Below are 13,744 nucleotides of genomic sequence, written 5' to 3' on the forward strand. Positions count from 1 at the left end.
AAATTAATGACCATCTGAATCAGCCTGGCATAACAGCTGTGCATGGTCGCTTTGTTGTAGCGCTTCCATTCTTGCACGATGGAACTCTCTATCATCTTCATGCTTGCGCGCTTCACGTTCATCACGCTTATGTTGAAACCACGCATTAACTAAGAATGTTAATGCTGCGAATATAATCCCCAGTAATATAGCCCACTCATTCAAGCTAAATATCCCTCCAGCTGCAGTGCCTAAGCTTGCGCTGTAGGTCGTTACACTGACGGCCTTTTGCATAGCTATATCACTTGTTTCTATTCGCATTGTTCCACTCTCGCGCTCTTAATAGCTGCTCATTGCAGGTATCAATAACGGTCTCTAAATACACTGTGTACTGACTGTGGGATGTATTGTCTCCAACAGCTTGAATACTAACCTCACAGGGTTTAATGAATTCATTAGGCATCTGTACAAACTCATACTCAGTTTGTACGACTGTTTTGATTACAGGCTCTAGCGTTGGCGTACTTGAACACGCTGATAACAGCGCTAGGCACACAGTCATTAGCCCAGTTCTTAGTTGTTTCATTAGTCGATAGCCTTAATGCATCAAGTTGTGAGTTAGTTGTTTGAAGCTTAATTTCGATAGAGGTAAGTTGTGCTTGGTGCTTTGCACGAATTTGTTCTAGTAAAGTGCGCTCTTTTAGTAATCGCTTATTTTGCTTCTCAGCATTCACTAAGTTGTTAGCAAGCATCTCAACCTGATTCTTATAGCTTTGAATAGTGCCGAGTAGCTGTTCGTTACTATCACGCGCTTCATCAAGCTCAGCGCTAACGCCCACATATCGAAACACTGATATCGCAAGCATCACTCCCAAGCCTGAAAACAATACTTTGTTTAAACTAAACATTGCTAAGCTCGCTTAAGCATAACTGGCGCTCTGCTTCACGACGCTTAATTAAGCCCGGTAACTTCTGGCCATCAGCGTAAACCCAACGCGATAACTCATTACACGCTTTCACTCGTTGGTCCTTGTTCAAAAGTTTTAATAACGTGCTACTACGAAAGTTCCCAGCACCCACGTTGTAATGAAATGACAAGTAAGCAGCATGTTCGCTTGCAGACATCGATACGCTAACAGCTCTTAGCAGTTGCTTGTTATGTTCGCCTAAGTCTTTAGCAAACAAACTTAAACATTCGTTCTCTGTGTAGTTCTTGCCAAGCTCAGCTGTCGCTGTGTGACCAAAGCAAGCGGTAACCACACCAACAGGATCGACATAGCCCGTTCTTACCTCACCTTCAAACTGTGCAATCGTAACGCCTGCAAGCGCAAGTACACCGGTAACACCAGCTGCTAATAGCTTGTTTACTTTCATAAGGGCCTCAAACGAAAAAACCCGCTCAGGCAAAACCAAAGCGGGTCAACAACAGGAACGTGAGCTAAAAAGCAGAAACAAAAAAGCCCAAGGCGTTAACCTCGGGCTTTATGTTGTAGCTTTGCTAAGCTTACCTGGATCAGTATAGTTTCTGTCTAGACAAAAGCAATAGTTTTTGAAAAAAAGATCTAAGCCGCTTTAATAAGATCGCAAGCTACCCAGCTAACTATCTCACCCACTATCGAAGATACCTTATCCTTATTAATTTTAGTGCTCTGTGCAATCACTCTACAGCTCAAACCCAAGCTAAAGTACTGGCGGGCAATAAGCGGGTAAGTAGGATCTAAATGCCGCATTCTCGCAATACTGGCATCAAGCACCTGCGCATAGTCATCTTTAATCACTAAAGGGCAACCGTTAATGTCTAGCTTCACAGAACGCGATGTAACGAGGTTTTGAGACTTAAGCGTTGGTAAGTTCTTCTCTCTCGCCCACAGGCCCCATTGTGCTAAATCGTTTTCAGCCTGTTCTCTTAGTTCTAATTGCATCTTACATCCCCGCCGCAAAATAGTTTAAAACATTGGTGTCATACTCACTTTTACCGTGACACACAACCATGACAGCTACAGCCCCTGTATTTACTGGTATTGTCATACTGTCATACTGTGTCATAGTGTTTTTACATACATTAGTAAGTAACATTATTAAATAGAATATAGATATCAGATGTGTCCGCTCGCACGCGCGCGCGTATGTGTGCGTGAAAACACCGTGACACACTGTGACACTATGACAAAGCCTTATATGGCAAGGGCTGCAAGTGGTCATGGTAAATGTCACTGTCACACTAAAATAATTATCTAGCATCCCAAAACCCCTTTGGCGGAAAATAAAACGCAGGCCGCTTACCTTTTATAAGCTTTTTCTTTTTCTCAAAACCAAGTCGATGCATAATTTGGCCAACACGTTTTTGTTCAGGTGGGCGCATGGCGTGAGCATCCATACCTAGAGCTTCTTCCATAATTTCGGCACAGGAATAATCCGAACGCATATTTTTAATAAGCCATTTGTAGATAAGCTCCTCCCATACATCGGAGTCGAATCTATCCTCTTGCTGCTCTTCAAACAGGTGTTTGTATTCATCAGTAGGCCACCAAGGTGTCCCCTCATTTAATAAGTGAACAGCCTCGGCCCATAACTGATCTCTATCTCGCTTTATGGCCTCTTGGCATATCTTCGTACACATCACAGGCCAATAGCGCCGGTTACCCGTTGAGTCTTTTAAATACCTATCTTGGTTTGTGGTACCAATAAAAACACACTGGCGCGGGAATTCTTGAACCATGCGCCCATAACTAGGGCGATACCTATCAACCTGCGAACCAAAGAACTGTTTAGCTTTGGTGTTTTCAGCCTTATTAAAGGCATCAAGTTCTGCAAGTTCAATTCCCCACATCCCCTGCATTTGTTGAAACGTATCTTTTTCACCTAAAGCCATCGGGGTATCAGTAAACCAGTCACCAAATAGGTTGTGACACATTGTCGATTTACCCAACCCCTGTAAGCCCTCTAAAATCAACACCGAGTCAACTTTTACAGGTGGCCGCATTACCCGAACTACAGCAGAAACCAAAAAGAATGTGCCAACCATAGCCGCGTAATCAGAGTCTTCTACACCTAAATAATCATGCAACCACATAGCCACTCGCGGCTGACCATCCCACGTTATTGACGTTAAATAGTCCTGAACAGGATGAAAGGCATGCTCTTCTGAATGAACCAAAATAGCACCAAGTACATCACTGGGTTTGGGTGTAAAACCATAGCTTTCAGATAAGTAAATACGTAAGCGCTCTGTATCGGCATCTGTCCATTCACCAAGCTTTGCCATTTTAAACGGCGGTAACTTACGCTTAATGATCCGATAGCTAAAATTGCAATAACCTAAAACCCCATCAAAAGCAGGATCATGTTCTAAAACCAACTTTGTATTACTGATATTCGCTTGCGGATTGCCAGCATTCGTTCTTTGGAAAAGCCGTTGCCACGGCTCATCCCCCAGTGAACGCTCCCGCGCGTCAGCGTTTTTCGGCGGAGGGTTATCACCATCATTAGCGCTAGGCTTATCAACAACAGCAGATAGCTGCTTTTTAACCTCAGCTAAACCTGCACTTACATGTAAGTCATTCCAATCTGTTAAAGAACGCGAGGCCATCAAGCAGCCTCCTTATTTAAAATACCAGAAAAATCTGGTGCAGCAACAAGGCCATTAACCGCAGCTGCTGCTTCATTCGCTTTAGTGATGCCTGGGTTACCTTTTGTATTAACGTCGTTATCTGCACAAAACAAAAAGGTCTTATCTTTTAGCTTTTCAGAAAATGCCAAAGCCACAGGTAACAAATTACCCGCATCAAGGGCCACCGCACACGGCCAGCCAGTAGCCATATGAATGCTCGCGCCCGTTGCATACCCTTCACAAACAGCCAAAATATTACAGCTACTTGCTTTACCAATAAAATGAAACAGCCCTGATTTACGGCCATGCTTTAAAAATAACTTGGTACCAGTATTGTTGATTACTTGGATGTTCCAAATCTGCTTATTAATATCAATCAGGGGAATGGCCAGACTGCCACGCTTGATATGTAAAAACGAAAAGTCCCGACCTTCATCTTCGCTAGGTAAAGTATCAAAGAAGGCTTTTATCTCTTTACCACCTTCAACTAACTCAGTAGTAAAGTTATCGCGAATAATCAAAATAAACGACTTTTTAAAACCTAACACCCCATAGGCATTTACTTTTTTATCGCTTAAGTACTTATTTGATTTTATCGGTATAGTGAAGTTTTCAATGATATATTTGGAAAAGTCGCTAATTACCCCATGCCAACGCTGGCGCGCTGCTTCTTCTTCTGCTTCTTTCGCTTCGCGCTCTTTTGCTCGTTTAGCGTAATCAGCGTTGAGTTTGGCTTGTTGCTCAGCCGTCATAGGTTCTCGGCTAAATGTAAAGCCCTTATCTTTAGCCATGCCGATTACAGTACCAATCGTAACACCGCCACCCGCTTTTACGCTGCGCCACATGCTTTTAACATCACTTGGCTTATACCGTTTACCGCCAGCGCTCCACGAATCAAAAATATCAAAGCCTGCATCGGCAAACTCATTTTTAATGCCCATGGCAATCCTAACCCAGCTATCGCGATCTAAATTTGGGTCAAGATACTGCAAAGCGTCTTGTACATCTTGTAGCGTTGCCTGCTGCATAATCAAAATTCCTGTTAAAAAACGCTTCCCTAAATTAGTATGTTTAGCGACCAAACCAACAAACTAAAATAAGGAAGCTGAATATGTATAAATACCGTCTTTACTACTTGTGTGGAGAGGGAGACATGACCCCAAAAACATATGCATCAACTAACCCTGTGCAAGTGGGTGATGTGATTGAACTTGAAAATGGTTTTTATCATCAAGTAACTCAGGTTCTTCAACAAAAGACAGGCGTTCGCCTTGATCTGTCCAAATCTGCTCAATCTGCTGATGAGGCAGAACTTCTAAGAGAGCAACTAGAACACCCCCTAAAGTTCTAGCAGCCTCTTTCGAGACTTCTAATTCACTAAATTTTGTCAGCGGCCACATAAGTCTTGCTTGTGTATCAACACCAGCCTGATGAATTCCCATACTACTTACCCAAACAGCAGCCCTAACCTTTTGTTCTAATGTCGGCTTTGGCACAACAGTTTTAAGTTCGTGTAGCTTGCCAGGGTTAGGGTTCAACAAATTAGCCAACACAACTGGATTGATATTGCGTAATTTTTCTAATAGCTCAATTTCAGTCATTTTGAGGCCTTATGGTTTTCATTCGCCACAACAAGCTCTGTCAGAGTTGAAGGCAGTAAATCCTCATAACGTTTCGAAAACACAGCTTGCGTAATGCCTAACAACCCCTCACTTGGATAAAGACAAATCTCGCTATTCATATCGTCTTTATTGAAATGAGTTACCAGAACAACCAAATTATCCTTACGCAACAGCTCATCAATATTATTGCGCACTAGATTAGCCACATGCGGGTCTAATTTTTTTAGTGCAGAGCGTAAACGATCAAAGAGTGGGGTTACTGCAGAAGTATCAACAGTAAAACTAAGCCCAATTCCGCCAACAGCCATAAATCACCTGTATAAAAAAACATATATTCGTTTAGCTAAATTCCTTAATGCTGAATGGCTAATCTAAAAGCTCAACAACACAGGAACCAAACCATGAAAACAATCCAATCAAGCAGCTTGTTTTGTATCCTCTGGCGGATAAATGTCAGGTCTCAACTCATGACGAGAAACGCCCGTCACTCTCTCAATCAAAATAACTTTATCTGGGGCCACTTTGCCGGTTCTTAGCCAATTAGAAATATTTTGCTGGGAAGTATTAATTGCATTTGCAAGTTTCACTTGACCACCTAGCGCGGCAATGGCTTTTTGTAATGCTGGATGAGTGCTCATTTTAATACCTATTTTTGTATAACCTTCGCATAGCATACAACTTAAATTGTATTTTACAACAATTTATATTGTTTTTTATTGTACAAATTATTTTGTAAACTAGCTAAAAAGAACATAGCCAATACTTATGAACACTTTAGCTCAACGTTTAAACTACGTTTTAAAGGAAAAAGGACTAACACAAGAACAAGTTGCTACAGCTGTAGGTTCTAGCCAGCAATCGATTCAGGGAATTTGTGCAGGGAAAACCTTAAAACCAAGAAACCTTCTCGCTATTGCTCGATTTTTAAACGTATCTGCTGATTGGTTAGAATCAGGCGATGGTTTAATGAGCCTTTCGGAAAGTAATACATTAACTATTTCTCAGCATAAATCTGATGTTCCTCTCATTAGCTGGGTTCAAGCGGGCGCTTGGAGTGAGATATGTGAGGCGCTCCAACTGTCAGAAGTCGATGAATTTTATCCATGCCCGGAGAAACATAGTAGTCGCACCTTTGCTTTACAAGTCGTAGGCGAATCTATGTCACCTGATTTCGTTAATGGAGAAATTATTTTTGTGGATCCAGAGGTTGAAGCAAGAAATGGTTCCTGTGTCGTTGTTAGACAAAACGGTAACTTAGAAGCTACCTTTAAACAGCTCATTATTGATGGAAGCCAAAAATACCTTAAAGCACTAAATCCAAATTGGCCTAAACCTATAATTGAGATGCTACCGGACGCAACAGTCTGCGGTGTTGTAATTGGTAGTTACAGAAAAAGAATTTAATCAACATAAAGGATGTGAATATGAGAAAAGTTATAGCTTTAGCGTTATGCATTATTACAACAATGGCTCAAAGTGCTGAAATGAGAAATGTCGAATGGGGCATGACTGTAGATGAAGTAAAAAAAGCTGAGACAGCAAAATTTATATTAGAAAAAGACAACATGATTGGTTACACCGATAAACTTAATGGTGACGAAATTTTGCTTGTCTATTATTTCACAAGCGGAAAGCTCGGTAAGGGTGTAATTAAATTTGATAACAAAAGAGTTAATAACAATGGTTACATTACAGACTTCAAATCTATTAACTCTTTACTAACAAAGAAGTATGGTCAGCCAATAGAATCCAGAGAGTTATGGGCTAATGATTTATATAAAAATGACCCTCAACACTATGGCACAGCACTCGCAACAGGTTCTTTGATGAAATACAGTAAATGGGATCTAGATAAAACTGAAATTTATCACACTGTAACAGGTGAAAATTTCAAAGTCTCCCATGCTATTGAGTTTTCAGCTAAGAAACTTGGCAAGGATATAGAAAAACAGAGGGAAAAGGAGAATCTTGATAAATTATAACCCCTCATTCAAGACTATTCTCAACCGCCTATTGGCGGTTTTTTTACGCCCATCAAAAACAAAAATACAATAAAAATTGTATTTTTGTTGACAGCAACAATTTTTCTTGTATCTTTAAATGACAAATTTAATTGTTATTTAAAGCCATGAACCCATTACGCACAGAAACTGGATACCAGCTTGACGATATGCACGTAAGTGCAAAGCCCCATTCTCGCTTACCTGCACAGCAAGCACGTACGCTGCTGCTCGTAGCAAAGGGGCTAACACAAAAGTCTATTGCTGAATCATTGGGTGTAAAGCCCACCACAGTTCGCCAAGCCTGTAATGAGCTCAGCTTCAAGTTTAACACCCATTCAATGCGCCAAACGGTACACCAAGCAATTAAGCAAGGTGTGTTGCGTTACACCATGTGCCTAGTGCTTGTGTTGTTAAGTGCAACTAACAGTGACGTTGAGCGCAGTTATCGAACCATTCGAGTTACCCGAACTGTTCGCACCACCCGTTTACGCCGACTGCGTGAACTGCAAAACGACTTACTAGCAGCCTAAGGCCAAGGAGAGTGAATATGACCAAAGTATTTATATTCCCAACAGCACGCAATAACGCAGCAACAGCCCCGTTATTACACAAGCTAAAACAAGCTCAAAAGGCCAGCCCTTTTGAATTAGTGATCCCAAATTTAAAAGCAGCTAACAACCCTACACCAGAGCCACCGCCACAAGCGGCCTAAAGCAAGTTTTCACAGTTCGCTGGTACGCACTTGCCCAACCAAACCAGCCGAGTGGTTGCCGTAAGCAACTAAAACAACACAACAGGAAAAGGAAAAAGCTATGTTAAACGTATTCACATCACTGGTGATCAACCAGCTTAAACAACGCATTAACTTCATGAACCAACGCATGCATGGTGAAGAGCTACGCATTTACGAGTCAGGTACCAAATACTGCTTAATCATTTTATTTGATATCAACAACCAAGTAGTGCTTGGCTCAATCGCGTTAAATGCTAGCGCCCGCCGTGATTTATGCATGACTAAAGCCTTTTTAAGCCTGATTGAAAACACACGCATCCCAAAAGCAGTTTTGGCAGCATGAAACCGCTTAAGAAAGTCCTATCAGCAATGCTATTCATCACGTTATTAATCGCATTGCTGATTTTTGAACAGAACCTAGAAAGCTGGGTTTAACACCAGGATAAACACCATGAGTAATCACCCTTTATCAGTCGTAGATGCAATCGATCACTTAGTTGCGGCTTATAACCAAGAAGTTGCTGAATTTGACCAAATGGTTGAAAACGAACAACAGCTACAAATACAAAATGACAAGCTTACTGCTTTGGTAAAAGACTATGAGCAAGGTGCTGCAGTTGTTCTTAAAAATGCTAAAAATGCCGATCAACAGCTGGCGCAAGCACAAAGAGAATGCGATCAAGCATTAGCTAAAGTAAAAGACTTAACAATTACGTTATCTGCTTATAAAGAAATAGCCGGCACACCTAAAAAGCTACGCGACAAAATAAAAAGCTATAAAGACAAGCTAGAAAGCCAGCGCTTAGCGACTGAGCAACAAAAGCGCCTTTATCAGAGCGAACGTAAAACAACGGCCCAGCTTAAAACCGAAATAAGCGAACTTAAAAATCGTTTAGCAGCCGCTGATATAGTGCAAATCTACCGTGGCGATACCGACATTATACAAACTTACCCGTATCACATTGGTGGCATGGTTGAGGGCCATGATGCAAGGCAAACCCCACTACTCTACCTACACCAAAGTGGTCGTGGTGGTTTAATCATCCTCAACAAAGATAATGAAGCCGAATTAGTCGAAGCCCCTAAAGGTGGCTTACGCCCGAAAAAAGATACCTTAGAGCTCTGTGGTAACTGGTTACGCCGTGTTAAAGCCAATAACTGGGAACTAACAGCTACAGACTTACTTACTTTAAGCAATGAAGATGAACAGCTTTGAGCAAGCCACGCTTGAAACCCTGGTCAGCTTTAAAGCTAAGGACCAAAAAGAGATCAGCCGCTTACTAACTAGCAAAAAGCTTCAAAAAGAAGCCTGCCAACTGGTTAAAAAATGGAACGATAAACGTCAACAATTGGGCTTAGTCCCTTGGACATAACAGGAAACACCATGAATACAGAACTCAACGATGTCATGCTCGACCTAGAAACTATTGGCCAACATTCGAATGCGGTGATCGTATCAATAGGTGCCGTATTCTTTAACCCACTTACAGGCAATATTGGTGCAGAATTTTACCAAGTCATCGACATAGAAGATGCCATGAAATACGGCGAGGTAGATGGCTCAACACTTAAATGGTGGATGAAAAAAAGCGATGAAGCCCGTTCTGTGTTCAATGTACACGACACTATGCCGCTAAAAGATGCCCTTCTCGAATTCAACGAATGGATGTACCAAATCGAAGGGTTTAGAAATCGTGTTGTTTGGGGTAATGGCGCCACATTCGACAACACCATTCTAACCAACGCCTACAAAGCCACCAATATGACAAAACCATGGCATTTTAGAAATGATCGTGACGTTCGCACCATGGTTGATGTTGGCCGTCGAGTACTTGGTATTGACCCTAAAAAATCAAATGCATTTAAAGGTAACCCACACAACGCATTAGATGATGCAAAACACCAGGCTAAATACATTAGCGATATCTACAAACAGATATCACACTGCCATTCAATCTATTTGAAACAGTAAGTTATGCACAAATTTAAACGCAACTGCGTGGCCCAACAACGGGCCCGTATACGTCAATACTATCAACGTAAAAAACAGGCTGAGAAACAAAAGGAGGCATCATGGCCAAAAGCAAAACACAAATAACAGCCGGCGATGTATTCAACAATTGGACAGTGCTAACTGAGCAAGCATGTGGCCAATACTTTTTATGTCGCTGTATTTGTGGCACTGAGCGTTCAGTTAAAAAAGGTAACTTAGGCAGAGTACTTGGTTGTGGCTGTGTTCGTAAGCCTTATAAAAAACGAAGCGCTACACCTAAAACCAAAAACAAACCAATCACGGTGAGTATCGCAAAGCAAACTTCACCTAAGAAAGACGCTCCGCGAGCAGTTCCTTATAGCGAGCGTCAAAAATCAGCACGAGAAAAGTTAGAAGAACGTTTAGATGATTACCGACTTGAGCGGGAACTCAGTGAACTTTGGGCTGCATAATGGGTAATTTAATCACCATGCCAAAGGCCTGTATTAGCTGTCAGGCCTATAAGCACATTGGTAAGGCAGATGATAAACACTGCCCTCACATAGATAGATACGGCCAGCAGCAAACTAAAACTCGCTATGGCCAATGCCAAGTACACAAAACCCAAGTGTTCATCACAGAGCTTTGTAACCAATATCAGCAAGAGCCATTTATAGAAGTGGTTGATGCTGATAATAGGCCTGAGGCAAAACAGCCAAGGCAAGAATGTTTATTGTTTTAACTGTAGGTGACTTATGAATGACCTAGATAAAGTGATTGATAAAATCAAAAAGTTATTGGCGATGGCCGCTGATACATCCAGTCCCAATGAAGCATTAATAGCAGCTAAAAGAGCTAGAAGCCTCATGGATAAATACCAACTTACAAAGCTGGATATTGAGAAACAAACAGGCGATCAATTCTTAGAATCACAAGGTGACAATATTACATCTAAACGTTTGCGCTGGGTTTTGATATTGCAAAGATCTGCGGCCAGTTTAAATGACTGTGTTGGGGTTGTAACCCACGCTCCTGTAGTTAAGTATTTATTTAGAGGTTTCAAATCTGATGCAGTCGTAGCTAAGCTAACATTTGACTACTTGATTGAGGCTTGCAATTGGCAGTGTGAAAAATCACAAGTTAAAGGAGCTTCAGAAAAAAACTTTTTCCGAATCGGGTTTGCTGAAGCAATTCACCGCCGAGCGATGGATATCAAGTCAGAACGAGAGCAGACATTCGTAAGTTCATCTGGTACGGCTTTAGTACCGCTCAAAGAATCAATGATCGTGGCACATTTTGGTGAATTAAAACCAATGAAATCTAAGCCATTACGCAAACCATCATTTCAAGAAATGCACTCATACCTAAAAGGTGAAGAAGCAGGTAACAAAGTGAGTCTTGAACGCCAAATCGAAGGCGAAGAAAGCCTTAAAATATCTAACTTTTAGGAGGTAGTCATGGCTAAGAAAGTAATCACTATTTTAGAAGAGGCCGATGGCGTCATTATTGAAATTCGCACCAATGGCCGTCGCGTAAGTTATGAATGTGAAGACCTAGACGAAGCACTAGAAATACTTCCCCACTTAGACGAACTGCAAGAGGTGCCAAATGAAGAAGCCTAAATTAATGAAAGCCCGTTGCTGGGCTAAAATGTATTTCCATGAAGATTCATTACCTAGCTATAACTCTCTGCGAGATTGGGTAGCAACTGGATATGTTCAAGGAGAGTTAGTAGGCCCTGGTCAACAAGTGTATATTTATGATGATCAGCAACCTGGCACTAACGCTAAAGCAAAAGAAATAGCATTAAAACTAGCAGCGAATAGCTAACATGGCACCAAGAAAACGTCTGAACAAAAACCGTGACCTGCCGCCGTTTTTATATTTTGTTAAAAACGCCGGCTATCAACTTAAACTTGTTAATGGTAAGCGTAAAATCGTCAGTCAAAATAGAACTGAGGCTATCATTATAGCCAATGAGTACAACCGCATTAAGCGTAGTAACTCTAAGCTGGATGAACTGCTTACAGGCACTGATTCTCAAAGTGGTTTGAACTTAATAGTTGACTCTATTATTGAACGAATGACTGCCGACAAATCCCCAGGTAAAAATTTGCTATCTACGTGGTCTAATGATGCCGAACGCATTAAAAGTTATTTCACGATGCCAGGCGAAGATATCACGCTTAGTGATGTAACTGAATACATGGAGCACTATCATAAAGGTGCAAGTAACAACGTGTATAACCGAAAACTCAGCTTTTTAGAACTGATTTTCGATTATGCAAAAGACAGCGGCCATATGACAACCAACCCTGCCGCTCTTAAGATCAAAAAACCCAGCGAACGTAAAAAACGTAAAGCGTTAGATGTTGATGCATTCGAAAAAATACGTGCAGCTGCCCCACTATGGCTAAGAACTGCAATGGATTTAACCATGCAAACTACACATGCAGTTTTAGAAATATCACGTATTGAATATAAATTAAGAAAAGCAGAGCCTGGGCGCTGTGGTTGTATTTGGTATAAACAACCACAACAAGACCAATTTGGTACCATATATGGTGAGTTAGCTATTCACCGCCAGAAAACACATAAAAGCGAAGCGTCGCATGTGATCATCCCAATCAACGAAACCATTAAAACAATCATCGACAACAGCCGCGATAGAATTGTATCGCCTTATGTTGTTCACAGACTACCTAAGAAAAACTCCAACCCTACAAGCGCTTTAGTAAATCACATAACTCAAATAGTTAGCAAAAACATAAGCACAGAGTTTTCAAAAGTAAGAGACCAGCTTGGTGTATGCAACCACCTAAAACCTGAAGAGCGCCCTACTTACCACGAAATACGTGGTTTATCAGCAAGACTAATAAAAGCCCAAGGCTGGGACCCACAAACTCGTATGGGTCACTCAGACAGTAAATCAACCAAGGTCTACACCGAATTCGGGAAGCAGATTGAATGGGTTCAAGTGCCTAATTTGACTGTAAGCCTAAGCTAAGCAACAAAAAACCCGCCAATAAAGCGGGTTTTAAATAAGCAATTCATTATTTAAAACTGTATTTGTCCCCTAAATACTCTTTAATCGTATCAATTTTAGTCTTATGGCTTTCTAAGTTATTGATAGCTGCTTCTATTTGTTTCTGAGGCTGTGAAAACGTAACATCTATATTTTTTAGGCCGTTCGTGCAAAAGTTATTTAATTGTCCTGATATTTTTTCGAGATAAGAAATTATAATTTCAGCACTTTCTTTATCTATTTTATCTTTTAAAGAATTAAGCTCAATAGCAAATACTTGAGCCCTCCAATTATAAGTATTGAAATAAGGCCCTAGTTTTGAATCATTGTTATCATCTTTTGTAGTTAAGTCTAATACAGCATTTTCCCCCGCTGTTTCTACCCTATCTATTGAGCGTAGAAGAATATCTAAAAGACGTTTCTGTTTATCATAACTAATCTGATTTAAATGTAATTTTTCTTGTTCTTTTATGTTTTTCTCAGCCAATTTCTCTGATGACTCTGCGGCTACTGCAGTTTGCCTATTAGCTTGAGCCTGTTGTTTGTTACTTTTAGATTGTAAATAAATAGTGTAGATGACGCCCACAAAAGAGAAAAAGGAAAGAATGGGGCCCAAAACACCCCCAAAAAAGCTACCAAAGTGAGCCCATGTTTCTGTTGTACCGCCATACCCGATGCCCAAATTTTTTGACCATATACAGTAAGTCCCCACAACACATAAAAGAGCAAGAGCTATAAGTATTGTTAAAAAAAATATAGGTGATTTGTTACCGTTAGAATCAGACATAAATATCCCTTTA

At 40.9% G+C, this 13,744-nt stretch carries 25 protein-coding genes; 14 read left to right on the forward strand and 11 right to left on the reverse strand.

The genetic code is table 11. The features are described from left to right. Nucleotides 1-3: 3 nt before the first annotated feature. From L1272_RS04060 to L1272_RS04100, 10 genes are all read right to left on the reverse strand, one after another. The gene (locus tag L1272_RS04060) at nt 4-300 is read right to left on the reverse strand and encodes an HP1 family phage holin (RefSeq protein ID WP_235372810.1); all 297 of its coding nucleotides are present in this window, start codon (nt 298-300) and stop codon (nt 4-6) included. Next, on the reverse strand, nt 281-565 hold the full coding sequence (gene lysC / locus L1272_RS23260) for an Rz1-like lysis system protein LysC (protein ID WP_442961813.1): 285 nt from the start codon (nt 563-565) through the stop codon (nt 281-283). Before lysC ends, L1272_RS04060 begins: the two co-directional genes overlap by 20 nt. Beyond that, nucleotides 459-887: a hypothetical protein gene (locus tag L1272_RS04065; protein WP_235372811.1), complete on the reverse strand. Its 429-nt coding sequence runs from the start codon at nt 885-887 to the stop codon at nt 459-461. The genes lysC and L1272_RS04065 overlap by 107 nt, the downstream gene beginning before the upstream one ends. Then, nucleotides 880-1,353, reverse strand: coding sequence for a lysozyme (locus L1272_RS04070; protein ID WP_235372812.1), 474 nt, complete (start codon nt 1,351-1,353; stop codon nt 880-882). Before L1272_RS04070 ends, L1272_RS04065 begins: the two co-directional genes overlap by 8 nt. Nucleotides 1,354-1,541: 188 nt before the next feature. Beyond that, the gene (locus L1272_RS04075; RefSeq protein WP_235372813.1) at nt 1,542-1,901 is read right to left on the reverse strand and encodes an antiterminator Q family protein; all 360 of its coding nucleotides are present in this window, start codon (nt 1,899-1,901) and stop codon (nt 1,542-1,544) included. 308 nt (nt 1,902-2,209) lie between these two features. Further along, the gene (locus L1272_RS04080) at nt 2,210-3,568 is read right to left on the reverse strand and encodes a virulence-associated E family protein (RefSeq protein ID WP_235372814.1); all 1,359 of its coding nucleotides are present in this window, start codon (nt 3,566-3,568) and stop codon (nt 2,210-2,212) included. Further along, nucleotides 3,568-4,617: a PriCT-2 domain-containing protein gene (locus tag L1272_RS04085; RefSeq protein ID WP_235372815.1), complete on the reverse strand. Its 1,050-nt coding sequence runs from the start codon at nt 4,615-4,617 to the stop codon at nt 3,568-3,570. The genes L1272_RS04080 and L1272_RS04085 overlap by 1 nt, the downstream gene beginning before the upstream one ends. A gap of 150 nt (nt 4,618-4,767) precedes the next feature. Then, the gene (locus tag L1272_RS04090) at nt 4,768-5,190 is read right to left on the reverse strand and encodes a hypothetical protein (protein ID WP_235372816.1); all 423 of its coding nucleotides are present in this window, start codon (nt 5,188-5,190) and stop codon (nt 4,768-4,770) included. Then, nucleotides 5,187-5,519 (reverse strand): hypothetical protein, encoded by a 333-nt coding sequence (locus L1272_RS04095; protein ID WP_235372817.1) that lies wholly within the window; start codon nt 5,517-5,519, stop codon nt 5,187-5,189. The genes L1272_RS04090 and L1272_RS04095 overlap by 4 nt, the downstream gene beginning before the upstream one ends. Before the next feature lie 108 nt (nt 5,520-5,627). Continuing rightward, nucleotides 5,628-5,849: a transcriptional regulator gene (locus L1272_RS04100; RefSeq protein ID WP_230235353.1), complete on the reverse strand. Its 222-nt coding sequence runs from the start codon at nt 5,847-5,849 to the stop codon at nt 5,628-5,630. A gap of 127 nt (nt 5,850-5,976) precedes the next feature. Between L1272_RS04100 and L1272_RS04105 the strand changes: the two genes are divergently transcribed. The 14 genes from L1272_RS04105 to L1272_RS04170 all read left to right on the forward strand — a co-directional run bounded on the left by L1272_RS04105 (nt 5,977) and on the right by L1272_RS04170 (nt 12,926). Beyond that, the gene (locus tag L1272_RS04105; protein WP_230235354.1) at nt 5,977-6,615 is read left to right on the forward strand and encodes a LexA family protein; all 639 of its coding nucleotides are present in this window, start codon (nt 5,977-5,979) and stop codon (nt 6,613-6,615) included. A gap of 20 nt (nt 6,616-6,635) precedes the next feature. Continuing rightward, on the forward strand, nt 6,636-7,193 hold the full coding sequence (locus L1272_RS04110; protein WP_235372818.1) for a hypothetical protein: 558 nt from the start codon (nt 6,636-6,638) through the stop codon (nt 7,191-7,193). Between the two features lie 131 nt (nt 7,194-7,324). Next, complete coding sequence (locus L1272_RS04115) at nt 7,325-7,744, forward strand: helix-turn-helix transcriptional regulator (RefSeq protein ID WP_235372819.1); 420 nt, start codon at nt 7,325-7,327, stop codon at nt 7,742-7,744. Nucleotides 7,745-7,761: 17 nt separating this feature from the next. After that, complete coding sequence (locus tag L1272_RS04120) at nt 7,762-7,926, forward strand: hypothetical protein (RefSeq protein ID WP_235372820.1); 165 nt, start codon at nt 7,762-7,764, stop codon at nt 7,924-7,926. Between the two features lie 100 nt (nt 7,927-8,026). Further along, nucleotides 8,027-8,290, forward strand: coding sequence for a hypothetical protein (locus tag L1272_RS04125; RefSeq protein ID WP_105182034.1), 264 nt, complete (start codon nt 8,027-8,029; stop codon nt 8,288-8,290). A gap of 108 nt (nt 8,291-8,398) precedes the next feature. Further along, nucleotides 8,399-9,163 carry a hypothetical protein gene (locus tag L1272_RS04130; RefSeq protein WP_235372821.1) on the forward strand — a complete coding sequence of 255 codons (765 nt, stop codon included), beginning with the start codon at nt 8,399-8,401 and terminating at the stop codon, nt 9,161-9,163. Beyond that, a complete protein-coding gene (locus L1272_RS04135; protein ID WP_194442378.1) occupies nt 9,150-9,320 on the forward strand; it encodes a hypothetical protein in 171 nt (56 codons plus the stop codon). The genes L1272_RS04130 and L1272_RS04135 overlap by 14 nt, the downstream gene beginning before the upstream one ends. An 11-nt stretch (nt 9,321-9,331) precedes the next feature. Further along, nucleotides 9,332-9,919 carry a 3'-5' exonuclease gene (locus L1272_RS04140; protein WP_235372822.1) on the forward strand — a complete coding sequence of 196 codons (588 nt, stop codon included), beginning with the start codon at nt 9,332-9,334 and terminating at the stop codon, nt 9,917-9,919. Nucleotides 9,920-10,020: 101 nt separating this feature from the next. Beyond that, nucleotides 10,021-10,392 carry a hypothetical protein gene (locus L1272_RS04145; protein WP_235372823.1) on the forward strand — a complete coding sequence of 124 codons (372 nt, stop codon included), beginning with the start codon at nt 10,021-10,023 and terminating at the stop codon, nt 10,390-10,392. Then, nucleotides 10,392-10,661, forward strand: coding sequence for a hypothetical protein (locus L1272_RS04150; protein ID WP_235372824.1), 270 nt, complete (start codon nt 10,392-10,394; stop codon nt 10,659-10,661). Before L1272_RS04145 ends, L1272_RS04150 begins: the two co-directional genes overlap by 1 nt. Nucleotides 10,662-10,674: 13 nt before the next feature. Continuing rightward, a complete protein-coding gene (locus L1272_RS04155) occupies nt 10,675-11,367 on the forward strand; it encodes a DUF2786 domain-containing protein (protein WP_235372825.1) in 693 nt (230 codons plus the stop codon). A 9-nt stretch (nt 11,368-11,376) separates the two neighbouring features. Continuing rightward, on the forward strand, nt 11,377-11,541 hold the full coding sequence (locus L1272_RS04160) for a hypothetical protein (protein ID WP_235372826.1): 165 nt from the start codon (nt 11,377-11,379) through the stop codon (nt 11,539-11,541). After that, complete coding sequence (locus L1272_RS04165) at nt 11,528-11,749, forward strand: hypothetical protein (protein WP_105182039.1); 222 nt, start codon at nt 11,528-11,530, stop codon at nt 11,747-11,749. The genes L1272_RS04160 and L1272_RS04165 overlap by 14 nt, the downstream gene beginning before the upstream one ends. Before the next feature lies 1 nt (nt 11,750). Continuing rightward, nucleotides 11,751-12,926: a recombinase gene (locus tag L1272_RS04170; protein ID WP_235372827.1), complete on the forward strand. Its 1,176-nt coding sequence runs from the start codon at nt 11,751-11,753 to the stop codon at nt 12,924-12,926. A gap of 46 nt (nt 12,927-12,972) precedes the next feature. Here the strand turns inward: L1272_RS04170 and L1272_RS04175 are convergent, their stop codons facing one another. Continuing rightward, entirely contained in the window at nt 12,973-13,731 is a 759-nt protein-coding gene (locus tag L1272_RS04175; protein ID WP_235372828.1) for a hypothetical protein, read from the reverse strand. Nucleotides 13,732-13,744: the final 13 nt, after the last annotated feature.

The sequence above is a fragment of the Pseudoalteromonas sp. PAST1 genome (assembly GCF_021532515.1).
GTDB lineage: Bacteria > Pseudomonadota > Gammaproteobacteria > Enterobacterales > Alteromonadaceae > Pseudoalteromonas > Pseudoalteromonas simplex.

Coding starts and splice junctions, on each gene's coding strand:
- L1272_RS04060 (WP_235372810.1), bottom strand. CDS start 300: ATGCGAATAGAAACAAGTGATATAGCTATGCAAAAGGCCGTCAGTGTA.
- lysC (WP_442961813.1), bottom strand. CDS start 565: ATGAAACAACTAAGAACTGGGCTAATGACTGTGTGCCTAGCGCTGTTA.
- L1272_RS04065 (WP_235372811.1), bottom strand. CDS start 887: ATGTTTAGTTTAAACAAAGTATTGTTTTCAGGCTTGGGAGTGATGCTT.
- L1272_RS04070 (WP_235372812.1), bottom strand. CDS start 1,353: ATGAAAGTAAACAAGCTATTAGCAGCTGGTGTTACCGGTGTACTTGCG.
- L1272_RS04075 (WP_235372813.1), bottom strand. CDS start 1,901: ATGCAATTAGAACTAAGAGAACAGGCTGAAAACGATTTAGCACAATGG.
- L1272_RS04080 (WP_235372814.1), bottom strand. CDS start 3,568: ATGGCCTCGCGTTCTTTAACAGATTGGAATGACTTACATGTAAGTGCA.
- L1272_RS04085 (WP_235372815.1), bottom strand. CDS start 4,617: ATGCAGCAGGCAACGCTACAAGATGTACAAGACGCTTTGCAGTATCTT.
- L1272_RS04090 (WP_235372816.1), bottom strand. CDS start 5,190: ATGACTGAAATTGAGCTATTAGAAAAATTACGCAATATCAATCCAGTT.
- L1272_RS04095 (WP_235372817.1), bottom strand. CDS start 5,519: ATGGCTGTTGGCGGAATTGGGCTTAGTTTTACTGTTGATACTTCTGCA.
- L1272_RS04100 (WP_230235353.1), bottom strand. CDS start 5,849: ATGAGCACTCATCCAGCATTACAAAAAGCCATTGCCGCGCTAGGTGGT.
- L1272_RS04105 (WP_230235354.1), top strand. CDS start 5,977: ATGAACACTTTAGCTCAACGTTTAAACTACGTTTTAAAGGAAAAAGGA.
- L1272_RS04110 (WP_235372818.1), top strand. CDS start 6,636: ATGAGAAAAGTTATAGCTTTAGCGTTATGCATTATTACAACAATGGCT.
- L1272_RS04120 (WP_235372820.1), top strand. CDS start 7,762: ATGACCAAAGTATTTATATTCCCAACAGCACGCAATAACGCAGCAACA.
- L1272_RS04125 (WP_105182034.1), top strand. CDS start 8,027: ATGTTAAACGTATTCACATCACTGGTGATCAACCAGCTTAAACAACGC.
- L1272_RS04130 (WP_235372821.1), top strand. CDS start 8,399: ATGAGTAATCACCCTTTATCAGTCGTAGATGCAATCGATCACTTAGTT.
- L1272_RS04135 (WP_194442378.1), top strand. CDS start 9,150: ATGAACAGCTTTGAGCAAGCCACGCTTGAAACCCTGGTCAGCTTTAAA.
- L1272_RS04140 (WP_235372822.1), top strand. CDS start 9,332: ATGAATACAGAACTCAACGATGTCATGCTCGACCTAGAAACTATTGGC.
- L1272_RS04145 (WP_235372823.1), top strand. CDS start 10,021: ATGGCCAAAAGCAAAACACAAATAACAGCCGGCGATGTATTCAACAAT.
- L1272_RS04150 (WP_235372824.1), top strand. CDS start 10,392: ATGGGTAATTTAATCACCATGCCAAAGGCCTGTATTAGCTGTCAGGCC.
- L1272_RS04155 (WP_235372825.1), top strand. CDS start 10,675: ATGAATGACCTAGATAAAGTGATTGATAAAATCAAAAAGTTATTGGCG.
- L1272_RS04160 (WP_235372826.1), top strand. CDS start 11,377: ATGGCTAAGAAAGTAATCACTATTTTAGAAGAGGCCGATGGCGTCATT.
- L1272_RS04165 (WP_105182039.1), top strand. CDS start 11,528: ATGAAGAAGCCTAAATTAATGAAAGCCCGTTGCTGGGCTAAAATGTAT.
- L1272_RS04170 (WP_235372827.1), top strand. CDS start 11,751: ATGGCACCAAGAAAACGTCTGAACAAAAACCGTGACCTGCCGCCGTTT.
- L1272_RS04175 (WP_235372828.1), bottom strand. CDS start 13,731: ATGTCTGATTCTAACGGTAACAAATCACCTATATTTTTTTTAACAATA.